At 30.3% G+C, this 24294-nt stretch carries 17 protein-coding genes; all 17 read right to left on the bottom strand.

Annotated features, from left to right (window positions below; genetic code table 11):
* Window positions 1-25: 25 nt before the first annotated feature.
* A complete protein-coding gene (locus MCG46_RS06075) occupies window positions 26-1417 on the bottom strand; it encodes an MBOAT family O-acyltransferase (protein WP_240278597.1) in 1392 nt (463 codons plus the stop codon).
* A gap of 11 nt (window positions 1418-1428) precedes the next feature.
* A complete protein-coding gene (locus tag MCG46_RS06070; RefSeq protein WP_240278595.1) occupies window positions 1429-2664 on the bottom strand; it encodes a hypothetical protein in 1236 nt (411 codons plus the stop codon).
* A 29-nt stretch (window positions 2665-2693) separates the two neighbouring features.
* Complete coding sequence (locus MCG46_RS06065; RefSeq protein ID WP_240278593.1) at window positions 2694-3794, bottom strand: DegT/DnrJ/EryC1/StrS family aminotransferase; 1101 nt, start codon at window positions 3792-3794, stop codon at window positions 2694-2696.
* A 4-nt stretch (window positions 3795-3798) separates the two neighbouring features.
* Entirely contained in the window at window positions 3799-4203 is a 405-nt protein-coding gene (locus MCG46_RS06060; protein WP_240278591.1) for a sugar 3,4-ketoisomerase, read from the bottom strand.
* Window positions 4196-5140: a glycosyltransferase family 2 protein gene (locus MCG46_RS06055; protein WP_240278589.1), complete on the bottom strand. Its 945-nt coding sequence runs from the start codon at window positions 5138-5140 to the stop codon at window positions 4196-4198. The genes MCG46_RS06060 and MCG46_RS06055 overlap by 8 nt, the downstream gene beginning before the upstream one ends.
* A 72-nt stretch (window positions 5141-5212) precedes the next feature.
* Window positions 5213-7546 carry a YfhO family protein gene (locus tag MCG46_RS06050; protein ID WP_240278587.1) on the bottom strand — a complete coding sequence of 778 codons (2334 nt, stop codon included), beginning with the start codon at window positions 7544-7546 and terminating at the stop codon, window positions 5213-5215.
* A gap of 338 nt (window positions 7547-7884) precedes the next feature.
* Window positions 7885-8739 carry a UbiA prenyltransferase family protein gene (locus MCG46_RS06045; protein ID WP_240278585.1) on the bottom strand — a complete coding sequence of 285 codons (855 nt, stop codon included), beginning with the start codon at window positions 8737-8739 and terminating at the stop codon, window positions 7885-7887.
* Entirely contained in the window at window positions 8736-10943 is a 2208-nt protein-coding gene (locus MCG46_RS06040) for a YfhO family protein (RefSeq protein ID WP_240278583.1), read from the bottom strand. Before MCG46_RS06040 ends, MCG46_RS06045 begins: the two co-directional genes overlap by 4 nt.
* Before the next feature lie 197 nt (window positions 10944-11140).
* A complete protein-coding gene (locus MCG46_RS06035) occupies window positions 11141-13024 on the bottom strand; it encodes an LTA synthase family protein (protein WP_240278581.1) in 1884 nt (627 codons plus the stop codon).
* A gap of 28 nt (window positions 13025-13052) precedes the next feature.
* Entirely contained in the window at window positions 13053-15302 is a 2250-nt protein-coding gene (locus tag MCG46_RS06030; RefSeq protein WP_240278571.1) for a YfhO family protein, read from the bottom strand.
* Window positions 15292-17361, bottom strand: coding sequence for a hypothetical protein (locus MCG46_RS06025; protein ID WP_240278569.1), 2070 nt, complete (start codon window positions 17359-17361; stop codon window positions 15292-15294). Before MCG46_RS06025 ends, MCG46_RS06030 begins: the two co-directional genes overlap by 11 nt.
* A gap of 19 nt (window positions 17362-17380) precedes the next feature.
* Window positions 17381-18346: a glycerophosphodiester phosphodiesterase family protein gene (locus tag MCG46_RS06020; RefSeq protein ID WP_240278567.1), complete on the bottom strand. Its 966-nt coding sequence runs from the start codon at window positions 18344-18346 to the stop codon at window positions 17381-17383.
* The gene (locus MCG46_RS06015; protein WP_240278566.1) at window positions 18343-19296 is read right to left on the bottom strand and encodes a glycosyltransferase; all 954 of its coding nucleotides are present in this window, start codon (window positions 19294-19296) and stop codon (window positions 18343-18345) included. Before MCG46_RS06015 ends, MCG46_RS06020 begins: the two co-directional genes overlap by 4 nt.
* A 113-nt stretch (window positions 19297-19409) precedes the next feature.
* The gene (locus MCG46_RS06010) at window positions 19410-21479 is read right to left on the bottom strand and encodes a hypothetical protein (RefSeq protein WP_240278564.1); all 2070 of its coding nucleotides are present in this window, start codon (window positions 21477-21479) and stop codon (window positions 19410-19412) included.
* A gap of 90 nt (window positions 21480-21569) precedes the next feature.
* The gene (locus MCG46_RS06005) at window positions 21570-21980 is read right to left on the bottom strand and encodes a GtrA family protein (protein ID WP_240278562.1); all 411 of its coding nucleotides are present in this window, start codon (window positions 21978-21980) and stop codon (window positions 21570-21572) included.
* Between the two features lie 108 nt (window positions 21981-22088).
* Complete coding sequence (locus tag MCG46_RS06000; protein WP_240278560.1) at window positions 22089-22541, bottom strand: DUF2383 domain-containing protein; 453 nt, start codon at window positions 22539-22541, stop codon at window positions 22089-22091.
* A gap of 24 nt (window positions 22542-22565) precedes the next feature.
* Window positions 22566-24281: a hypothetical protein gene (locus MCG46_RS05995; protein ID WP_240278557.1), complete on the bottom strand. Its 1716-nt coding sequence runs from the start codon at window positions 24279-24281 to the stop codon at window positions 22566-22568.
* Between the last annotated feature and the right edge of the window lie 13 nt (window positions 24282-24294).

Genomic DNA, 24294 nt, shown 5'->3' with positions numbered 1-24294 from the left:
CTCCTATTTTATAGAAAACTATTAATCAAAATTTAAAGTAAATAAAAGGATTATATGAATTATTCACTAATAACATCACACATAGAAAGAGAATAATTAATAAATAAAGATCACAAATTAATTTTCCATATCTTGTATTAAATATTTTTAAGCCAATTTTTTTACAAATTGGAAAGCATCCTATTATAGCAATAACATAATATTCCCACAAATATAGAATATTAAGATTATTTAACGTAGAACGATTTATACCTTCAAAACCTGATAACATTTTCTTAATCATGAATAATGCGGTTTCCCCACTTGGAGCATTAAAAAGAACCCAACCAAATAATACAAATAACATGACAATGATCCAATTTAAACCAGGTAATTTTTTCAAGACTTTTCCTAAAAATAATTTCTCTACTATTAAAAGAATACCATAGTACAACCCCCATAATACAAAATTAAAAGAGGCTCCATGCCATAAACCTGTTAAACACCAAACAATCAAAATATTCATGAGCCATCGAAATTTCGTTACGCGATTCCCACCTAAAGGAATATAAACATAATCTCTAAACCAAGATGATAGAGACATATGCCATCTTCTCCAAAAATCGGTGATTGATGTCGAAGTATACGGATAGTTAAAGTTTTCTAAAAAGTGGAAACCAAACATCCTTCCTAAACCTATTGCCATATCACTGTATCCGCTAAAATCAAAATAAATTTGAAACATAAAACTTAATGCAGCCAACCAATACATTCCACTTGAAAAAGAAACTATGTTTGCTGATAAAAAAACCTTATCCGAAACAATTGCCATTTGATTAGAAATTATAACCTTCTTACTTAATCCTATTATAAAACGTCTCAAGCCGTATGCGAAATCATTGACATTTTCTTTTCTTTCTTTTAATTCTTTAACGATAGTACTATATCTAACAATGGGACCAGCGATCAATTGAGGGAAAAAAGACACATATAGAGTTAAATCAAATACATTTTTTTGGACTTCAACTTGGCCCCTATAAACATCAACAGCATAAGAAATGATTTGAAAGGAATAAAAACTAATTCCGATTGGCAAGCTGATTGAAAGAGCAAGACTATTTAATTTCAGTATTCTGACAATAAAAAAATTGTAATATTTAAATAAAAATAAGAATGTAATAATAAATATGATTTCTAAAATTAAATACTTCCTTTTTTTCTTCTGATCGTGAGTATCGCTCATTTTCAGCACTAAAATAAAAGTCACAAAAACTTCAAACAGCATCAAACAAACTAGTTTAGGTTCTCCCCAAGAATAAAAAAGTAGAGAGAAGATCAATAATACTAAATTTTTCTTAGTTCTACTCTTTACCAAATAATATAAAATTAATACTATTGGAAAATAAACAAACAAAAATGTTAAACTACTGAATAGCATTAGAAATTACCTCACTTAATTGGACTTTCTTCTATTGTTGTTTGTAACCAGCGATCTCCCCATTCGTCTTGATAATAGTAATTTACTAGTCCGTAACAAAAAATTACTATGTCAATATCATTTTCTTCAACAAATTTATCATAGTCAAAATACTCATTATTTTGCATCGTATAATCATATGGAACTAGCCGGAATGTCTTATTAAAAGAAGATGCAAAAGTTTCAATAAATCCTCTGCTTAATGAATCACCAACTAACAGAACGTTCTTCTTGTTTTCTTGATTAAAATCATACATCGCTAGAGGTTCATAACTATCATACGCATAATTATAAAAATAAGGATATTCTTCTTTAATATCATTAACATTAAATTTTTCAAAATCATTCTTACCAGACTTACTAATTATTTCATTGTTATAAATTACACTATATGGTTCAATATCATAGCTATATTTACAAAATTGATCTGGTTCCAAAATATAGCCCGTCCGTGATGAATATGTTCCATAAAAATTCATTCCAACATGACAATCTTCACTAATGGGTTCTTTTGCTTCTTCTCCAATTAATTCCATTATATCATGATACATTTTATCTAAACCTTTATTATTTAAGTGATGATCACTAGATTGAAAATATTCATAAATATCATTTTCTGATTGAACAACTAAGTTTTTATACGGAACTTCTATAAAATCTTCTAAAGTTTTTGTGTAATATTTTCCAGCGGAATCAATGCCATTAGCTTCGTCAAATAATCCTGTTTCATGTAGATTTACAGGCAAGTATACATATACTTCAACATTTGAATTTCTTTTCTGGAACCTATTTATTTGATTTGCTTTGTCAATAATTCTTTGGTTAGAAATATCATCATATATAAGTAAATTATCCATCATGTATTTTGAATTTCCGATCTGACTAACTCCACTTTCTCCTAGTGGACGCAACACTAAATCTAAATCAGAATTAAAATAAGCAAGATTCAAAAATTCATAATCTAATTTCTTCTTCATTTTGACAAAATTATATCTTCCCAAAAATTGATCTGAGAGTACATTTTCAAGTTGACTTTGAAATTCGCCTTCTATATAACTTTTCTTTCCTAATGAAGCAACCATAGATAATTTTCGATTTTCTATAGCAGATATTTCTTCATTTGGCAAAACAAAAATTAAAATGCCTACAATCGTTAAAATACTAACTACAAATACTGAGAATATTTTATTGTATTTATTATCATTCATCTTATCACCTCTTGAATACTCTAAAAAAATTAATCAGTATAGTTATTTAACGTATCAATTACATAATCTAATTGCTCGCTTGGAATCCCACTATATAATGGAATTGATACAACTTTGTTAGCAATACTTTCGGTAATTGGGAAATCTCCAGTACCATATCCTAAATGTTTATATGCGTCACTTAAATGAGGAGGCTGAGGATAATGTATATTTAATCCGATTTCATTATTAGCACAATAATTCATAAAGTTATCACGATTCTCTACTTGAACAACAAATAAATGAAATACATGACCCGTTTCTCCAAATTGCATTTTTGGAAGTATGATGCTTGGATTTTTAATTTCTTTAATGTATCTTAATGCATCATTTCTTCTCAACGTAGTCAATTCATCAAGATGTTTTAATTTAACTCGAAGCATTCCTGCTTGAAGTTCATCTAACCGTGAATTATGCCCAACTTTCTCAAAATAATACGTTTTTCTTGAGCCATAATTTCTCAACATCCTTATTTCTTCTTGTATATCTTGATTATTGGTAATAATTGCTCCACCATCACCAAATCCACCTAAATTCTTTGTTGGATAAAAGCTGAAACATCCAACATCCCCCCATGTACCACATTTCTTATTATTGATTGAAGCTCCATGCGACTGTGCGCAGTCCTCAATAACTTTTAAATTATATTTCTGCGCAATTTCCATTATTTTTGGCATATTAGCTATTTGACCATATAAATGTACTACACAGATTGCCTTAGTTCTTGGCCCTATTGCTTCTTCTATTTTTAAGGGATCAATATTGTAAAACTCATCTGGTTCAACAAACTTTGGAATTAAACCATTTCTAGTAAATCCCATAATTGACGCTATATACGTATTAGCAGGAGCTATAACTTCATCTCCAGGATTTAAATGTAGCGCCTCAAAAGCTAATATTAAAGCATCTAACCCGCTTGCTACTCCCACACAATATTTAGCATCATTGTACTTTGCGAATTCATTTTCAAAACATTTTACTTCATTTCCTAATACATACCATCCGCTATCAAGAACTTCTTCGACTTTTTTTAAATATTCTTTTTTATACATCAAATATTGAAGACGCAATTGATTATTTTCTACTTTCATAATTTTATCCTTCTTTCAATTTTTTGAATTCATTATAATCTCTAATGTAATCCGCTTCGTCATATCCTTCGCTCGCTAAAACCATTAATATTGCATCATCATAATATGTTAATGTATGCCAGATATGCGGTCCGCAAATAAGGCCAACATGAGGATCATCTAATTCAAATTTTTCTTTTTCTCCCTCTGGATTTTCACAATAAGCCACTATTTTTCCCTTTAAAGCAAAAAAGATCTGATTAAGAGTTTTATGGGCATGATAACCTCTAATATTCCCTTCCTTCGTATCAATAACCGTATACACTCTTTTAATATCAAATGGTAATCCTGTATTTCTTTCAATAGCACTAAGATAACCATCGTTATCACTTCCATGTGCTTTAAATGCTTGTAAGTATACGTTATTCATTCTCTTCACCTTCAATTATTTGATCAATAATGTATAAAGGTCGTTTTCTCGATTCATCTAAATTTCTCCACATATATTCACCAATAACTCCTAGCATAATCATTTGAACACCCGCCAACACTAAGACAACAACCATTAAGGAAGTCCATCCGGCAACGTTAGTGCCATGCATTAATTTATCATAAATAAGAACTAAAGCCGAGATAAAGCCACTGATACTCATTATGAATCCAAATCCACTGATCCATCTGATTGGAGTATATGAGAATACAATGAACGTATCAATAAAAAGATTAATCCTTTTTCGATAGGACCACATTGATTTTCCTTTTTCACGTGCTTGTCTAGTATATTCAATAACCTTAGGATTAAATCCTGTCCAAATTAACTGAACATAGATAGAAGAATTTTTTTCCTGCATATTTACTAAGATATTAGAGACACTTCTATCGATCAGAAAAAAATCAAATCCTTGCTCTGGATAGTCCTTAATGACTAACTTTCTTACAATTTTATAATATGTATTCGCAAAAAAATTTTTTATCCAAGGCTCATTACGTTTACTTCTTGCTGCAATAACTACTTTTTCACCAGCTTGCCAATGTTGAATCATTTCCACAATCAAGTATGGAGGATCTTGTAAATCTGCGCTCATAACAACCATGGCATTCCCTGTAGCTTGGCTCAAGCCAGCAATAATTGCCCGGAATTCTCCAAAATTTCTTGATAACTTCACTATTTTGACTCTAGAATCTATATTATGAACCTTTTTTAATTCATCAAATGTTTTATCTTTAGAGCCATCATCTACAAATACTATTTCAAAATCGATATCTTTAACTTTTTCAAAAACATCCTTTTTGATAACTGAATAAGTTTCTGGAATATTCAATTCATTAAAATAACAGGGGACTACTATAGAAACTTTCTTTCTCATAAAACAACCTCGTTTCATTCATATCCATCATTATATCAAAAAAGCTCTGTAAATTCAGAGCTTATTACAACTTTAAATTACTTTTTTTGATTTTCTTCTAACTTCACCAAAGATAACAGCTAAAAACGCAATTATACCTATACCACTAAACAAAACACCCAATTTAAACCCCTCAGGAACGAAATACATTTCAATGTGATTTTCTCCTGCATCAACGGGAATACCTATAAATCCTCCATTTATATTATAAACTGGCATTGGTTTGCCATTATTAAGAATCTTCCATCCTTTATCAAATGGCAACGTAATAATCATAAAACTATCGTTTTTACTATAGCAAGATCCAGACAAGTGATTTCCACTATATTCAATATTGGTTAACTCAGTTTTCTCTTCTGCTTTCAAATACGATTTTATATTAAGAAAATCTTTTTCTTCACATACAATTGTATCATTTAAAACGTCAAGATTAGTACTACTCTCAAGATAATTCTCGTAGGTTATAATTTTACCATAGGTTGTTCCTAACGGCCTGTAATTTTGATTTTCATAAACTTGTATACTCCCTCTATATTCTCTCTCTACTAATTTCCAGTTTATTTTTTCAGGTAACTCATCTTCATTTAAAACAAGAGCATATTTCACATTTAAAAATTGTAATATATCTGGATCTTTTATATTAAATATCATACCCGAGTTATATTCCACTATTTGAGGAGCTAGATCTTTCAATTTATTAATACTTGGCGAATATGTTGAATCATATACCATAAACCCATTCAATTGATACGCAACTGACATATTATGACTATAAAACCAATATAAAGAGTCGTGTGGAACATAAACTCTGTAATATTCAGCATAATTTTGGTCATTCAAATAATTTAGATAATTATTTAGTTCGTTATCATTATCTTGCAGAACATGTGTAACTTTATCAACAAATTCATAAGTACCTCTATCAGATCTATCCAATACCTTATTATATAAACTATAACCAAAAAAAGATGTTTCAACTAAAGTTAAGACTAAAAACCAAAATATTTTATTCTTCGAATCTTTTAAAATCAGCAATGAATAAATTAACATTATCCCGCCACAAAGGATAAACAACATCCATTGATCCTTATATAGTATTAAGAATTCAGAATAGTCATTTCTAATAAGCGAAGTTAATGGAACAATAATAAAACACAAAAATACGCTAATAAAAATATACTTTTTAAATTTTCCTTTATCAATATTATCTTCATCTACCATACAATGACAAGCGACTAAGATATTAAAAGTTGATATTATAAAAGTCCATCTGAATGATGGCTCACTGAAGCCATGCATTGCTGCATTTCCAATAGGACATATTAGTAAAATAAGAATAACTAAATAAACTAACAGAGAAGCATTTCTAAACTTTTTCTCTTTAAAAGAAAGTAAAGCAAGTACGCCTAATGCTGTAAAAGATCCTGCCCAAATACAAAGTTCACGAGTAACGTGCCAGTTAGTTTCGAAGACATTGCTTTGATATATGTATAAATAATTAGGTGCAAACATTGCGCTAAGTATATGTAAATAAATTTGCTTATCAGCAAATAATAGGTCAGTGGTCAAACCTAATCGATTATTCTCTCTAATATAGAATAAAGTTGGAATCAAGGTAATTGCTGATATTAGGACGCCAATGAAATATAGGCCTATAATCTTAGCCGTTTTAGGGAAAATCTTCTCAAAACCATTGTTAATTATATAAAATCTATAGATATAGTAAATTGGAGTAAAAAAAGACAAAGTGTAGAAAAAATACCAATTTGAAAAGGCAAGTATAGATACGCTCATAATAAACAATAATTTTTTATTATATTTTAAGTATCTCTCTATCCCCAAAAAATAAAGTGGAACAAAAACATAAAAAGAATGAAACATAAGTTGTCCACTATAGAATATTGCCCAACTACTAAATGCATAAGAAATTGATCCGATCCACTGAATCTTTTTATTTGATATTATTTCATTTAATAAAGCATACATAGTGAGAGCGGACAAGATAAACTTTAATATTTCAAGTAACAATGCTCTATCAAAAAAATTAACACTATTAAGCAATAATCCTAACCAACCAAATATATCTGTCATTACATAGAAAGTTTGTGATGAATAAAAATTAGTTCCTAAAAACAACGACCACGAATAAAAAGGGAACGTACCTGTTTTAAAAAAGTTAGTTATTAAATTAGTGAATTCCATATTAAAAAACAACTGTTCTGGTTTTAAATCAGTTCCATACGCTACAGGCCTCTGTGCTATCAAGTTAGGTAGGAACATGAAAAAACAAACAATAGCAACTAAACCAACTAAACATATGTACGGTAATATTTTTTTTCTTCCATCTATATTCCAAAAATTTTTCATCTTATAGATAATAATTCCTTTCTTATTTTCAGTGGTCACTAATCAGTTCTTTAAACACTGCTCCCATTCTTAGGGTATAACAAATCTTCAAAATTTCAAATCATCCTCAAGTACAATGAAATTGATAAACTCATCTTCTGCTCAGCATCTTTTTGCATTCTACACAATTTATGTCTATACTGCATAACTAATAATTGATTTCAAACTTATTACTGCATCCCTCTTCATTTGTTACAAGATATTTTAGCTATGTTCAGTAATCAAATCAAAAGTGAAGAAATAAAAGAATCATTACTAAAAATTTATCATAACCTTTACCTTTCATCTTTCCATTTAAGTCATCCATACAAAACCACAAACATAAATAAGAAAAAAACAATAACCATGCTAATTAAAACCTTATCCCGAAATAATACTTCCACTGGATCTCCATCAGAATTTCCTTCAATGTTTAAACTATACTTCATTTGTATTAAAAGTATAAGAGGTATTGTCCAAATTAGAAATGAAGAATACTTCCCTTTATCAATCATATTAACACTCCACAGGGAATAAAAAATATCAGATAGAGCTAGTGAAACCGTCATATTTTTATCCAGAAATTCGTAATTGTAGTACTTTAAGACTTCTCTAGTTTCTTCACCATGATCCTGATATTCATTTCGTCTTTTACCCAACGCTAAATAAAAAGAAACGGACATAACAGTTAAAATAAGCCAATTAGAAAGAACAACTCCAGTAATTGCTGCACCATAGAGGACTCTTATCAAGAAACCAGAGACCAAAATTGCAATGTCAATTATTGGTACATTTTTTAATTTCAGACTATACAACAGATTTAATACAAAATATAAAAGAAGCCAACTTGCTGATGGAATCAATTCTATATAATAAATATGGATAAATAAAGTTACTGTTATCAGTCCTAAAATCATATATACTGCTTGATTTTTTTTGATTTGACCTGCGGCTAATGGGCGTTTACATTTAGTTGGATGCTTCTTATCTTTTTCTAAATCATGCAAATCATTAATGATATAAATAATGGAAGAAGTAAATCCAAACGCCAAGAAGCCCAAAAAACTAACTTTCAATAACTCAAAATCAAAAATCGAACCATTAAAAAACATCGGAAAGAATATAAGTATATTCTTTATATAGTGATGAACTCTCGTTAATTTTAACCATTTCATAACTTATTTTCCTTTGCTACACTATATATAAGTAAAATCAAAGATATCAATGAAACCCAATTGCATATAGTATATGATAATTTTCCAACATAATCTAGAGTAACTTTCCCTTCATAACTATTTAAATCAAATTCTATAAGATTATTTTTACTCATTCTTATTGGCACTTGCTTTTCATTTACTTTCACTTCATATCCAGGGTAAAATAGAACCGGTAACTCTACGATATTATTATTAGCATCACTTTTAAATTCAAAATGCAAATAACTTCCTTGACGTTTAAAATCAGTAATCTCTAGCTCTAGTTTACTTTTAACAGTACCCGGCTCATAAAACAAATAGTATATTTCTGTGTTTTTAGGAAAATACCATCCTCCTAGCGTATATCTATCATCATCGACATTAGCTTGATATGTCTTTGTTGCAACTATAGGAATCACTTTCTGATACCTACATATTATAGGACTAGCCAATAGAACAGAAGAAATGAACAAAACAATTATAACAAAATCACTTTTTTTGTTATTCTTAAAATAGTTAATCTGTATTAAACATATCAAAGTCAAAAGGACAGTAGCTATTGACAGCATTCTCCAAGAAAACTGTAAAGTACTACCTATAGATTTTAAAATACTAAACGAGTTATTCCATGGAAAATAGGCCGTTGATCCCCATAGCAAAACAGCCACGAAACCAAGCAATAATAATCCTTGTTTGTTAAACGACTTATTCCTAAAAGAGGTCTTAAACTGTAATATTAAATAACTACAGCCACCAACAAATAATAACAAGCCAATACTAAATGGCATTTGATTCCCTGCGTCTAAAGGATAAAATATTGCAAATAGCTTCCATATTTCCTTAACTATTGGTTCTTGAATACCTACTCTTAAATCTGAGATGCCTATACCAGCATTCGAAAAATCTAAAAATGGAATTAGCCACCATAAATTAAGTAAAATAAAGAAGGTAATTGCCTTAATAATTGAAATAAATCGGATTTTATTTTTTAGCAGCATGGGTAAGTGGATTATCCCGAAAAATACACACACAATTGCACTAAGTTCCGTAGAAATAAGATGAGACTGCAGAATACCAGTCATTGCAACTGTAGATAGCCACCACTTTTTTTCATCTCCAAAAAACATTTCATAAATTCCCCAAACAAGTAATGGGAAAAAAATCATAGCACAAAACTCACCTACTGCGGATCGCACATAAAGTGCGGTTAGTCGATATATTGAAAATGTGTATAAAGTAGTACCTACTAACCCTACTTTTCTGCTTTTAAAAATTTTTTTAAAAGAAATATAAGCAACTAAAATCGTAACAGCATTAATTATCAATTCAAATATTCTGTATGAATTCATTAGCGACATACAGCCTAAGCGTAACATCGCTGGAATCATTATAAACAATTCAGGATAGAATACAGATTCAGCCTGGCCATAATATCCAAACTCACTAGAATGTATACGAATAGGAAAATTTTCAGTTCTAATCGCATCAGTCAAGCCTTGGATACGATTTAAATGATATTCTAAGTCTTGAAAAGCCGGATTATGAAGACTGTCCCCTCCCAACACAGGTAAGCTTACTATAATAAAAATTGATATCAACAACACGAAAACATAAAAGTTACTCTTATTGTAGAGCATTTCTCGAAATTTTCCGTTAACATTTATAACAGCTAATAAAATTAAGAAAACAACTAACAAAAGAATACAAATGAAATTGTCATTATAATATTTTCCAATATAACTTATAGAAATATCATTAATTTCAATTACACCGGAACCAGATAAATAAAAATCAAAATCACTAATACGTTTATCAAGTGATACTTCGAACTCTTGATACATAACTGAATCTACAAGATTTGAATAAGCAAAACTCTTTCCAGCTACATTCTTTTCATCAACATATTTTGAGCTAAATAAATTAACGCTAACATTACCCTTACTTTTATAAAACATGTTAACATTATATTTACCATTATCTAAAACTGTAGACAAAAACGTACATTGATCATTATCCAATGTTATTTTTCCTTCTTCAATTTTGCAATTTCCATTCGCTATCAACTCTTCATCGTTTAGTGAAACTGAATATCCATCATTTAAACCGAAGACACTAAAAAAGCAGATCAAAGCAACTAGTATTAACAAGCCGTTTATTATAAGATATCTTATTTTTTTTTTCATAGTCCATACCTTTCATAGTTTTTCCATTTATAACATTAGTATTCTACATATTATTCATTCACTTTACAATATCCAAACATTAAGAATTTAATACATTATGTAAGCATTTATGGATCATAACGTTAGTATAAAATATCCTACATCCAAAATAATTTCTACGAATAATACAACGACTTACTTATGTCTTTCCTATAACCTTACTGATCCTCCGCATATTTTCCTGCATAATAGTCTAATGATAATATTTTTTGACTTATCAAGATTTCTTCAAAAATCTGATCGCTAGTTTCTTCTATTTCCTGATCCGTAATTGTTGGATCTAGTTTAATTACATTTCCTTTTGTAGCATCATAATAAGCTCGATCTGTCAGCCATGAGCGATCCTCAAATATAACGATCCCTTCAGTTTGGGACAAAGCATCGCGCCCTACTATAAATCTTCCCTCTAAACTCAAATTAAACAGATTACATAATGTAGGCATAATATCATAAGTTGATGTAACTTCGTCTATAGTAATTGGATTCTCGAAATTCGGTGTCCAAATAATGAAAGGAACTTTATTAATTTCATAATCATTTGGCAAATCTGGAAATAACTCTTTCATTGCCGATTTTGTTAATCCGTACGGATAATGATCACCGTAAATTGCAATTACAGTATTTTCAAGCTGACCTGTTTTATCTAATTCCTCAATCAAAGTTTCAAGACCTGTATCTAATGTTTTCTGAGCAGCCAAATAACAAAGTGCTTCTGTAGAATATTTTTCGCCAGCTTCACCGTGAAGTAATATGGTCTGCCATAAATCATATTCAAGTTCATATCTTTCTCTGACATATGGAATGTGACCTGACACACTAATAACAAAATCAAAAAACGGTTCACTAATATCCTGATTAGTAATCTCTACAACTTTTTTAAATAACTCTCTATCATGTATCCAGTTATATGCTTCTACAAATTCAGGGCGTTTTTCTAAGTTAAGGTCTACCCAGTCATACAAATATGTAAAACCATACGTATAATGAAGAGTCTCGCGATTATAAAAATCTTTTTTAAAAGAATGAAATGAATTAGCAGAATATCCCTCATCTTTAAACATTATAGGCAAAGCTTTAGGAAAAACATTTTCATAAAAATCATAAGCTAGTGGCCCTTTTTCTATTGATGGTATTTGAGATGTGAGACTCATAAATTCACTATCCGCAGTTGCTGATTGATAAACAGGTGCATAATGATTGTTAAAATTAATCCCTTGTGTTTTCATCTTATACAACGTAGGGGTAAGTTCTTCATCAATTACAATAGATGACAAAGATTCACATAATACTAGTATTAAATTTTTTCCTTTAAATAACCCAGTAAACTCATTATTTGAACTTGTATAGCCGTGTTCTTCAATATATATGTCAATCATCGCTTTGTCTTCATCAATATTATCGGCTTTATTTATCAACGTTAATTGAGCATCTCTTAGTGTATATGAATATAATCCAAGTCTTTCTACAGCCCTAGTTTTATTATAAAGAGATTCATATAAATAATTGTCACTTTCACTCTTTTTGCTACTATCTGAATAATTTGTAAAAGTTAAAAACAGACAACATGAAGTAAAAATAGACAAAGTTATAAATATTATAAAGCGAATAGTATATAAAGACTTAATTTGTTTTCCTTTTATTAAATTACACAGAATAAAAATAAGCAATGGAACGAAATAAACGAATAAATCAATTGTAATTTTACCCGCTGCTTCATTTTTCACCTGGAAAAATTCTTGAAGTATACTTGCCTTCGAGAATGAAAAAAACGTAGAAAAGTAATTATAATGTAAATTTTGACAGAAGCACAAAATTGATAAAAAACTCAAAATTAATACTCCTGAAAATAGTCTAGCTTTTTTTCCAAAGAGAAATAAAAACGAGCAGAAGAACAAACTGATAAAAATATCAACAATTATTACTCTCAAATTATTCAAGTTGAAATTCAATTGATATCTGAAGTAACAATCTAAAAAAATTATACCGAAGAAAAAACATAATATATCCAGATTACTTAATAAGTGTTTCTTCAATTTATCCATAACTAATGCCTCCATGTAAAAGATCCTCTCATATTTTTTTATCTCTTTTTCTAATTCGTATATCATTGATTATTAAGCAAATGAATAAAATTACACCACTCGCACTTAAAACAATCCCCATTTTCAATCCAGGTGGCTTATATATTAAGTTTATATAATGATCTCCTGGTTCTAAATAAACACCTATAAATCCTCCTTGGACGTTATAATATTGAATATATTCATTATTATCATATATCTGCCATCCCTTATTATATGGAATACTAAAAAATACTACAGCAGGTTTAGTTAAATTTATGTTTCCATATAAACTATTTTCATTAAAATACTCTATCAAATCAAAGTTTGTACCTTCTTGCAGATCATTACTTTCAATTTTTTCCATTAAATCATCATCAACTATTAATTGTTCATTCCAGTTAATCTTGCAGTTTCCTTCTAAACATTCATTTTCCCTTACAAACTTATCATATGTAAAACCGATAGGTCTATAATCCATCATCTCATATACTTTAAAATGATTAACGTTCGTTGTGTATTTAAATTTATATCCTTCGGGTAGTTCTGATTCATCAACTACATAATAATATTTTACACCTAACATTCGTAAGACTTCAGGATTTTCAAGCGAAACTATATGCCAATCAAAATTATTAAGCTTGAGAAATAACTTCAAATTTGGTTCAATCATAGAATCATAAGTAGATGTTGATTTATATCCCATATTTATACTTTGATTTAAATTCAGATCAGAAGTCGGTAATAGATTTTCAGGATTAACATACATTCTATAAAATTTATCAATATCCAAGCTATCGTTATAGTGTATATAGTCTTTATTCAAAGAAGGAACAAACTCATAGTAGTTTTTATTTAGTATCTGTAAAGATATTGTATATAAAGATAAAATTTCGACACACGAAATTATCATTACTCTCGTAATCTTATTTTTCTTATACAAATAATTATAGAAAAACAAAAGCAACAAAAATATAACTATGGAAATTAAATATGTAATATAAGTTTTAATGTCAATTACTTTAACTAAAAACCCAAAAATCAGGAAAACAGAAAACACAAATAAGTAAACAAAACCACCTTGGACTATTTTTATTTTTAATAAATCATTATCCATCACTATTGAGAATATCAACAGATTAGTAACAACGATAAGAAATATCCACCGAAACGAAGGTTCACTAAATCCATGCATAATGGAATTTAAGCCCGGAATCAATAAGAAAAATAATAATAAAATGTAAAAACAACGAAGTATCCTAGCCTTTTTATCTTTTGAAACAAAGATAGAAAATAAAGGGGGAATTAGAGCTATGGACGTAGTAAGCGAATACCATGTTAGATGACCGTTTTGTCCTGAAACAAACATATTTGGGATATCTGTGTAAACGTTAAAAGGATAAGCTAGATAGCTAAAAAATAGACCAATATAAACCTTCAGATCAAATATAAGCTGGATTGTATCACTGTTACCAATTCTATCATTTCCTAACACATAAAGGATAGCTGGAAAAATAAGTATGCAGCTCATCATAAAGCCTACAAAATAACTAACAATCAGCGGAATGGCACTTCTTATTATATATATAATTTTAATCTCACTATCTGAATGATATATCGTTGTAAAAAAATAATAAATAACAAGATATAGGCTTGTTGAAAACATAAAATAATAATTTGATAAAAACAGAATAAAGGTAGAAACACAAAATAACGATAAACTTTTTTTAGTTCTGAATTTTTCCACTCCCGCTAACAATAAAGGCAAAAAACAATAGAATCTATGAAACATATATTGCCCAACGTACAATTCGGCTATTCCACTAAACGCATATAATATTGAAGCCCAAATGATTATATTTCTCTTTTTAATGCCGAAGCATTTTAAAAAATAGGAAAAAGTCAGAGATGAAATTATTATTAACAGAAAGGTTTCAATCATTAAGCCAAACTCTATAGAATCAAACAAACGAATCAAGCCAAAAAAGATATCTCCTGTAACATAATAAGCTTTACTCGCAAAGAAATTATTACCAAGGAAAGTATTAAAAGAATAAAATGGAGGTATGTGATTTTCTAAAAGTAATTCAATCATTCTATCCCACTCTTGATAAAAATAATTATATTGCAGTTGCTGATCCGCGCTAAACAAAAACGGACGATTATTAGTGATATATGGATAAAAAGCAACGAGAATAAAACAGAATGAAATCAAAATCAAAAGAAGAGGAATTTTATATTTAATCAAATTATTCTTCATTTACATATTCCTCCGGCATTGACCATTGCAACCAGTCATAATGCATTTTAAAGACTCTGTAGTTTTCTTTCTCGAATATTTTTTCTCCACAATATCCAATGCCTGATTCTAATTCCCAATTGTACTGAGCATCAATTACTGTATATTGTACTTTTTTATCCCTTAACAGTGAACACGCTTTTAGATAGTCTTCTTTAATTTCTGGAAGACCTGGCTCATTTCTATATAATACTCTTTGCAAAATCGCCTCATCACTATCGTCAGATAAGTCATATTTATATATATTATCCTTAACATTAATCAAAACCCTATCAGTTAGCGCGCCACTAGAATATATTTGAGACGCTATAATAGGAGTAGTATTATTCTCCTCTTTAGCATAGTCCATTAATTCATTTATCACAGACACATCTAAAGAATCCGCATGATTTAGATGTGATGCGAAATCATTTGAATAGTTCATGCTATACCAAGTCTGATTTTTTGGTATTTCAAATATTACACAGATAAATAAAATAAACATTAATGCGATTCTAATATTTTTTTGTTCAAAATAAGTAATCGCTACAGTAATGCCAAATATGATTGTAGCAAAATTAAAAAACAGATCATAAAGTCTAAAATAAACAACATCAGTTATGTTGTCCATTACAAACCCCATTACAAATGGGTTAAAAAATGTAGTGAAAATTATGAGATTAGCTATTCCAAAAAATTTGATTTTATCTCTTTTTAAACAATAATAAGTTTCATATCCAATAATATACCAAAATATAACACAAAACACAGATTTTACTATCTCAACTATATTAGTAAAATGAAAATCTAGCAGATTAACAATACCTTCGAATTGATGTGGATCAAAAAAGGAAAAATTCTCAATTACAAAATAACTCATATCAAAATCACCTGAATAATCATAAAAAGGGAGATGGATTGTAACTGAAAAAATAATAGGTAATAACAACATAACAGATAAACTCAATTTATTCCATAAGTTTTCTAATATGTACCCTTTTTTTGTTAATACAAAAGTTAAACAAAGAACATAACAGCCAATAACAAATAAAAGAAGAAAATGATACAGAATACACATATAAATTGCAGGGCCGATGGAAATTATTAATAAATCTGTTATGTATTCTTTCGAATGTGTAAGCCCTAAAAAGCATAATAATATATATATTATTATAGCAGAAAAAATAAATCCCGTACTTGTCTGAGAAATAATTGAAATAATAGAAAGTGATAAAACAACCGCAGTTCTCTTATTCCTTACAGATATATATATATATATCAATTCAAAAATAATAGAGATTGTAATTCTACGGAAAGTATTTCCTATGTAAGGTGTTTGGAAAAACCAATACATAGACAAAATATATACTACTACTAATACAACAGAATAAATTATATTAATTTTATTATAGTGTTGCTTCAATCTATGATATATGTTAAATAATGTCAACGGAATTATCATATATATTATTATGGAAGGAACCCAAGTCATTATAGCTATGGGTAATATAGCCTGCATGCTGCCTGCGTCTATGATTTTATCACTAAAATTAACAATTACCGCTAGCAAATCATAAAACCCCTGAAAATCATAAAATATTCTTCCAATTGCTCTAGATGGAGTTGTCACTTTATTTATTACATATGGAATATAAAAATATAAATCATCTGTTCTTCGTGGGAAGTCTACATAATAATATATTATAACAAACATGATAAAAATTAATAAAGCAAATAACAATTCAAGTTTGTTATCACGTATTTTCTTTAGATCTCTTTTAATTATTTCAATTTTAAATACTCCTAAAAATATTACAATAGCGAAAAATAGTATTGTAACTAATGAAAACCATTTAATAGGTAAGTCCATGAACTGCAAAGGATAATACAGACATTGTAAAATTCCAATGTTTGCAATAACTCCTATCGGCATTGAGTACTTAAATCTTAAATTAGCTGGAATAAAACTTTCATTAATTAAAATACCAAGAATGTAAGACACAAAGAGAATTAAGACAGAAATTAAAATAATAATTAACATTTACCGCTCACCTCCTCATTTACCTATTTATTATATTTCCGATTTTATCTTCAGTAATGAAATCAGAATAAACCCCAAAAAAATGATTTATATTAATAATATTCAGTGCATCATCAATTTTATTTACAGTGTGAATATAGATCGTAAACTCATCTTCATAGCCTTGCATTTCTGCATAAGCGTAGATATCCGTAATTACTTTAGTAGCCCATTCATTATCCATATGCATAACTACTACCGGAACCTTACGATCTTTTACAAATTCATATATTTTTTGTCCATCCGAGTCTACATAGTAGTGATAAAGTGTAAATATGATTTTATCAAAGTCATAATTTTCATTAAGAAAATCATACATTTCTGGAGTATATGCCTGTGGCACAATGCGTTTAACTAATTCGGGATTTACTGCATTGACCTCTTCCATCATTCGGTTGTACATAACTTCAGACCCTTCAATATCAAATGTTTTTGAATCGATAATAATATGAAAATCGGGTATCTCTTCCATTAGTTTAAGAAGATCCTTAAACATCACAGTTGTATATTTCCCATGAATTTTTGCTTGTTTAAATTCTTCTGTCGACATTGGCCAATCTCCACCTATATCTGTTAATTTATTGCGGAAATCCTCCCAAGTATGAATTAAACAGATATCTCCATCAGAGGTTGTATCCAAGTCTATCTCAAATAGCCTAGTTCCAGCATTATAATTCTGATAAAATGCTTCTAATGAATTCGTATAATCATAGTTTTCAATTCCACCGAGAGCATGAGCCATAACTCTATAAGTATGATTCCAATCTTCAATAAGTTCTCCAGGTGTAGAAGTAATGATTAATGGTACTGGCGTTTTTAATGGAATATCAACTTTACTCACCTCATCAGCTGGAGCGCTTAAAATTCTTTGATAGATAAGAATTCCAAAACCACCTAACGCACAAATAGCTAACACAATAACAAATACCACAAATAATTTTTTCACTTCTTAATCCCTCGATTCTTCTCAACTTCATGATATTCAAATTGATTAAGTTGATTTTCAAATAAAATACAAGACTGGTTTTTTATCGCATCTAATATAACACCAACAAAAAACAATAAGAAGGCTATAATAAATAAAGCCGCCGCAAGCACTGCACTGGGCACCTTGGTTATGTATGCAGTTTTTATAAACTCAACAATCACAGGGGTACCAACGATAATTCCTAGCAATAAAAATAGGAAACATATGCCACTGAAAAAAAGCATTGGTCTATAGTTCTTAAATAGATCAAATAATGTCATAAGAACTTTAAACCCATCTGAAAAAGTATTTAACTTTGATTCACTTCCCTCAGGGCGATCACGATACGTAATAGGTATTTCAACAATCTTCATTCTATAAACTAAAGAAAAAATGGTCATCTCTGTTTCTATCTGAAATCCTGCACTCATAATTGGCATATTTTTAACAAAACGTCTGCTATATACCCGATATCCAGTCATAATGTCTTTTATGTTACTCTTAAATAACCAATTAATTAAGTTTCTTACTAAATTATTCCCAAATCCATGAAATCCTCTTTTATTCTCCGCAAAATAAGTTCCGTTGGATAGTCTGTCTCCAATAACCATATCAGCTTCTCCATCTAACACTGGCTTTATCAACTTCCCAACTTCTTCTGCAGGATAGGTATCATCTCCATCTACAAGAATATAAACATCGGCATCAATTTCTTTAAACATTGTGCGCACAACATTGCCTTTTCCCTGTTTTGTTTCCTTGCGTACGTCAGCACCTGCTGCCTTTGCTAATTCAACTGTTTTATCTTTAGAATTATTATCATAGACATAAATATCTGCTTCGGGTAGTTCTCGTTTAAAATCATTAACAACTTTACCTACCGTTAATTCTTCATTATAACAAGGAATAAGCACAGCTAATTTACTCATATTTTTTCCTCTCTAATCTTTTATTTCTTATTCATTATACCTCACAATTTAAATGCATAGCAAATAAAATAGCACACTAACAGTTGAAGTTCTATTGCAGTATCCATTTGCATTTAATTAGTAAAGCTTTTAACCTTATATTTAGATGTTGTCACTTCTGTTATCGAGCAAGCATCTGTCGCTTTATCAAACTCACTATTCTCCCAATATTGGACAATTAAATAATCCACATTATAATAATCAAGATATCCACATGTTCTACCATAATCTTCAGTAGCCGGAGCTTCCCAATCATAATGTCTCCGGGCGAGATCATAAAAAATCCAATCAACACGATTCCAGATATAATAATAATCTCTTGCTGTGAAGATCTGATATACGTTAGGCAGGAATGTTCTTACTCCCTCGGCATGAGAAATAATCGTAGGTTGATGTTCACCGACATAGCGATCTTTATCCCTTTGAATCAGGCTCTCTAAGACATGGATAGTTTCGATTTCTTCGTTACTGATTTTATATATAGGATTAACAGTTCTTCCTCCATTGATATGAAATGTATATAATCCCCATTCCGAGTTGAAATAAGAAGCAACATGCCCAATAATAATTTCACAACACAAGATTATCATTAAGCCACGTTTGATCCAAACACATTGAGCGATCCATTCAAAAATAACTAAGATAATCAACATTTCTGTAAATGGATTAAACAATACTTCTACAGTTCGATAGAAAACATTAGAAGCGATTAAATAAGCAACTGCTGTTGTAGCTAATGGATTTAGAAACAGAATCAACATCATTATAAATAGAAACTTAATAAAATTCTGTTCTTCAGAACGAGCTTTCCAAAGGATGAGAATCACTCCTACCCATCGAATGAAATTTAGAATATTATCAAAAACATGAGAGTAGATAAAATAATAATCTTTCACCATATCATAATCTTGATGATTATTAAAATAGTAGGCGTAATCATATAGATAGTCTGGCTTAAAGAAATTTACGTAAGCTGAAAATAACATCATTGCAATAGGGATAATAATAAAGAAGATCACTTTGCCATACTTGAAAAAGAAATTCTCAATGCAGCTAATTATTTTTTTCATACATCCCGTAAATCGCAAACTATAATAGCCAATAAATATAACCGCTAAAGTTGGTGCTACCCAAGGAATATCCCTATTTCTGCTAAACATCATGACGGCATAGATTGCCAAAGGCAATACAATAATCGACATATCTACAAATGCATTGTCCTTGTGACTAATGAAAAGATAAGCTGCTAAACTAAACAAAATCGCAAAAGAGATGAAAAGATAGGATGAGGAGCAAGCTAACCCTGCACCCACAATGAACATCATTACATATTTAAGCTGATCTTCTTTGTCCCGCAACCAACAATAAGCCGTATAGATTAAATAAGCCGCAAGTAAGGTCCTGTAGGTATTTCCATAGAAAGCAAATGCAACCCGCCAGTAGTAAAAGTTGCTGAAAAACAGCGTAAATGCAATTAGAACAGATTTTATACTCTTTTGCTTAATTTTTAAGCCTTCTGCAAAATTAACAATTAACATAGATGAGATGAGTGAGTAAATCATTCCCAATCCCCAAGTAGAAATTACAATATTATCAATTTTTCCACCTATACCAAATAAAGTTGAAGGTATGTTAATCGCATGACATAAGAATGTTCCAAAGTGATAATACCCTTGAAATAAATACAATGCATCCCATTCGGCACCAATTTTCCCTGAATATAAGTTAAAAAGATTGATGTGTTGATTATCAATATTCTGCGCAATGTAGTTGAGGTACATCGGCGAATCAGAAAAACCAATATCGATAAACACTTGATAAAACACAATAAGAAAAACAAGAAAAGAAAGTAGAATCCAAAGACTATTCCACTGCCAATAACGCCTGAATATTTCCTTTATATGCAGCAATGAATAAATTAACAGTACACCTAAGATCAAATAACTACTTGCATAAATCCAATATACAGATCCATTAAAAAACTGAACTGGATAGTAACAGAGCTGCAATGTGCATAACAAAAGGACAAAACCTAAGGGAGCAGTAAAACATGAAGGCTTTAATTTCAATGTTTTTTCTGCCAACAATCCATAGCCTGCGCTGCAGAATATGACTATCCCCACCGCTAAAAGTATTTTAATCATAATTAATCACCTTATAAATCATATCATAGATTAAATCTTCTTTCTATAAAAGCCGGCCCAGAAAACACTGGTACCGGCTCATAGTTTTAATCATGCCCTTTCTTTATTCGATGTTAGCTTAACAATCAAAGACATTGTTAAATAATTAATTGGAATTGTTAAAGGCAGGGCGAAAGCTTTCGCAAAGAGCTTATTCACACCTAACCAATTAACAAAAATCACCGTCATTGCCATGTTTATAATGATTCCTGGAAGATAACTAATCGGAAACGAGATAAAGCTTTTCCAATTCGGCTTTTCATGGTAAGTAAAATGCATATTCAAAAAATAAGAAAAAAACATGGGAATAACATCACCTAATAAGCTCGATGTTGATACAGCAATACTAAAGCTAACAAAAATCATATATAATATCTGCGACAAAATCGTATTGAATGCCCCAATGAATGCAAAGGATAAAAAACTCTTGCTCAAAAACTTTTCTTTTATTTTATTGATCATACTTAACTCCCTATTTATTACCTTCATTAGTTTACCACATTTCAATTCAGAAATCTTCTTTTTATTAAATGTAGTCAAATAAAAACTTGAATGCATTAGCAGACAAGTTTAATAATTATTCAATTTCAATTCAGTCAGGTCACGATAAACCTTTTTGTAGTCAGCTTCTAAATCATGTATCACAAATAACAATTCTTCAGGAACTTGTTTATGTCGATCCGTAAAATCATGACATGCTTTTAACCCCATATCCATAGCTTTAATCGATTGATTTAATATCTCTTCATCACTATCCGCCATAATCGTTTTAATTTTCTCAGCCATTTCTGAAAGGACGGCCATAATTCCCGTTGAATCCGCAGCGTTTTCTCCATAGGAATTAATTCTGCTTGTCAGTTCAATTTCATGTTTCTGGAATACATCAAGTGAATGTTTTAAAGTCTCTCTTAATTTTTCTGACTGTGCTTCAACTAAATACTCTTTAAAGGTTGCCGCTCCCATATGACATCCTCTTAGTAACTCGTTAAGATCTTTTACAATTTCGTTATCCATAGTATTCATTCTTAATCACCTCTATGAATAGTATTACCCTTTTTGGCGCAAATCTATTCTTCTGCGAAACAGCCACAAACAAATTGTAATTACAGAAACAATTGTAGATCCCTTTTGTATTCCAGTACCCGAGTAATTAATAACAAAGAGCCCTGATGTTACATCTTTGTTATTGATCTCAATCAACCCACTTTCCTTATTCTTACGAAGATTCAAAGCAATCTTATTATTATTCGTATCCAATGCAAATGCAGTATATCCTTTGTAATAAGTAATCGGAATTTGTAACCAAGTATTACTCTTTGCATTCTCTACTTTAAAGCTTGTTTTATATCCTTTCTTTTCAATATCGCAGGAAATATCCTGATTGTTTTCGTTCACTACACACTGAGAGACCATCCTGTAATCGGTTTGTGATACAGGCAGATAATCAGCCCCTGCGACTTCAGGGCGAACATAGAAAGAATTACCATAATAAGGGTCTAAAAGTGTGCCATCGATTAAGGATTCATATGACATATCCACATCCAGCATAATTGGCCGATCTTGAACAGGCATAATTCGTATCAGTCCAACAATTAATCCTCCAATTACCAAGATGAAAACTGCACGAGTGCTGTATTTATCAAAAAATTGAACCGTTGTAATAGCGGCCACAGGGCACAGGAACAAACTGGCTACACTCATTAACCGCCAAGGAAATTGAATAATTCTCATCCAAGCTAAATATTCCCAGGGAAATAATCGACTGCAGAGAAAATAGGCTGAAAAGCCAAGTAAAGATAACCAAAATAGAAAATCACTCTGTGATGTTTTATTATTATGGAAAAGAAAAATTCCTAACAAAGGTAATACAGGAATCAAGAGTCCGAGATTTGTTGTCATTGCCTGACCCGGTTCATAGGCAACATTAGAAACGGCGAAATTCATAGACATTTCAGTATACTGCCATGCATTTAATGCCGTTGAGGCCAAATCAGAGCTGGCTGCGTAATAATGCAAATAAAATTCCTGAGAAAGTAATTGTTCCAGCATCGGACCAAGGTAAAAAAAGCATAGTCCTGCTGCCCATAATGCCGCTTTTATGATTACATAAAACCGAGTCTTTTCTACACTCCATTTTTTAAAACGAAGGACAAGAAATACAATTAAAATAATAACCATGAGATAAAAAGTAATATTGTGAGATAGAACTAAACCTGCATACCCCGCCATGAGCCATGGCCATTGATTTTCATTGCCCCAGAATACTTCATAAATGCCAATTAAAGCAACTGGCATAAACACAAAAGCCAGAACTTCCCCCAAAGCCCCTCGTACATATACATCGGTCAATCGATATAATGAAAAGACATAGAGAAATGAGGCTAAGTAAGCAGCTTGAGGTTTTTGATTCAAACGCATCGTTAATTTGCCCATAAACCATGCAGAAAAGAAACTGCAGCCCAGCAGCAGTAATTGATAGCTACGAGCTAAACTCACCCCTGCATTATAAAGCAAAGCAGGAACAACTAAGAAGAAGTCACTGTAAAACAAAGGGCTCGCATAACCAAAGTTATTATTCTTATAAGGATAAATTCTTGGCATATAAATTCCATCCTTAAAGCTTCGAGCCAAGCCCTCGATCCGACTCAGATGAAAACAAGTATCATGTTCTAAATTTACTCCACCTGTCAAATACGGAGCCAAGGAAAAAACAGCAATAATTAGACAGAACACAAAAAACAAATACTTCTGTTTTTTTTGCATATTCTTCCCCCCT

Source organism: Holdemania massiliensis (assembly GCF_022440805.1).
Taxonomy (GTDB): domain Bacteria; phylum Bacillota_I; class Bacilli_A; order Erysipelotrichales; family Erysipelotrichaceae; genus Holdemania; species Holdemania massiliensis_A.
The sequence above is the reverse complement of the archived record's forward strand: the minus strand, read 5'-3'. Positions and strand labels throughout refer to the sequence as shown.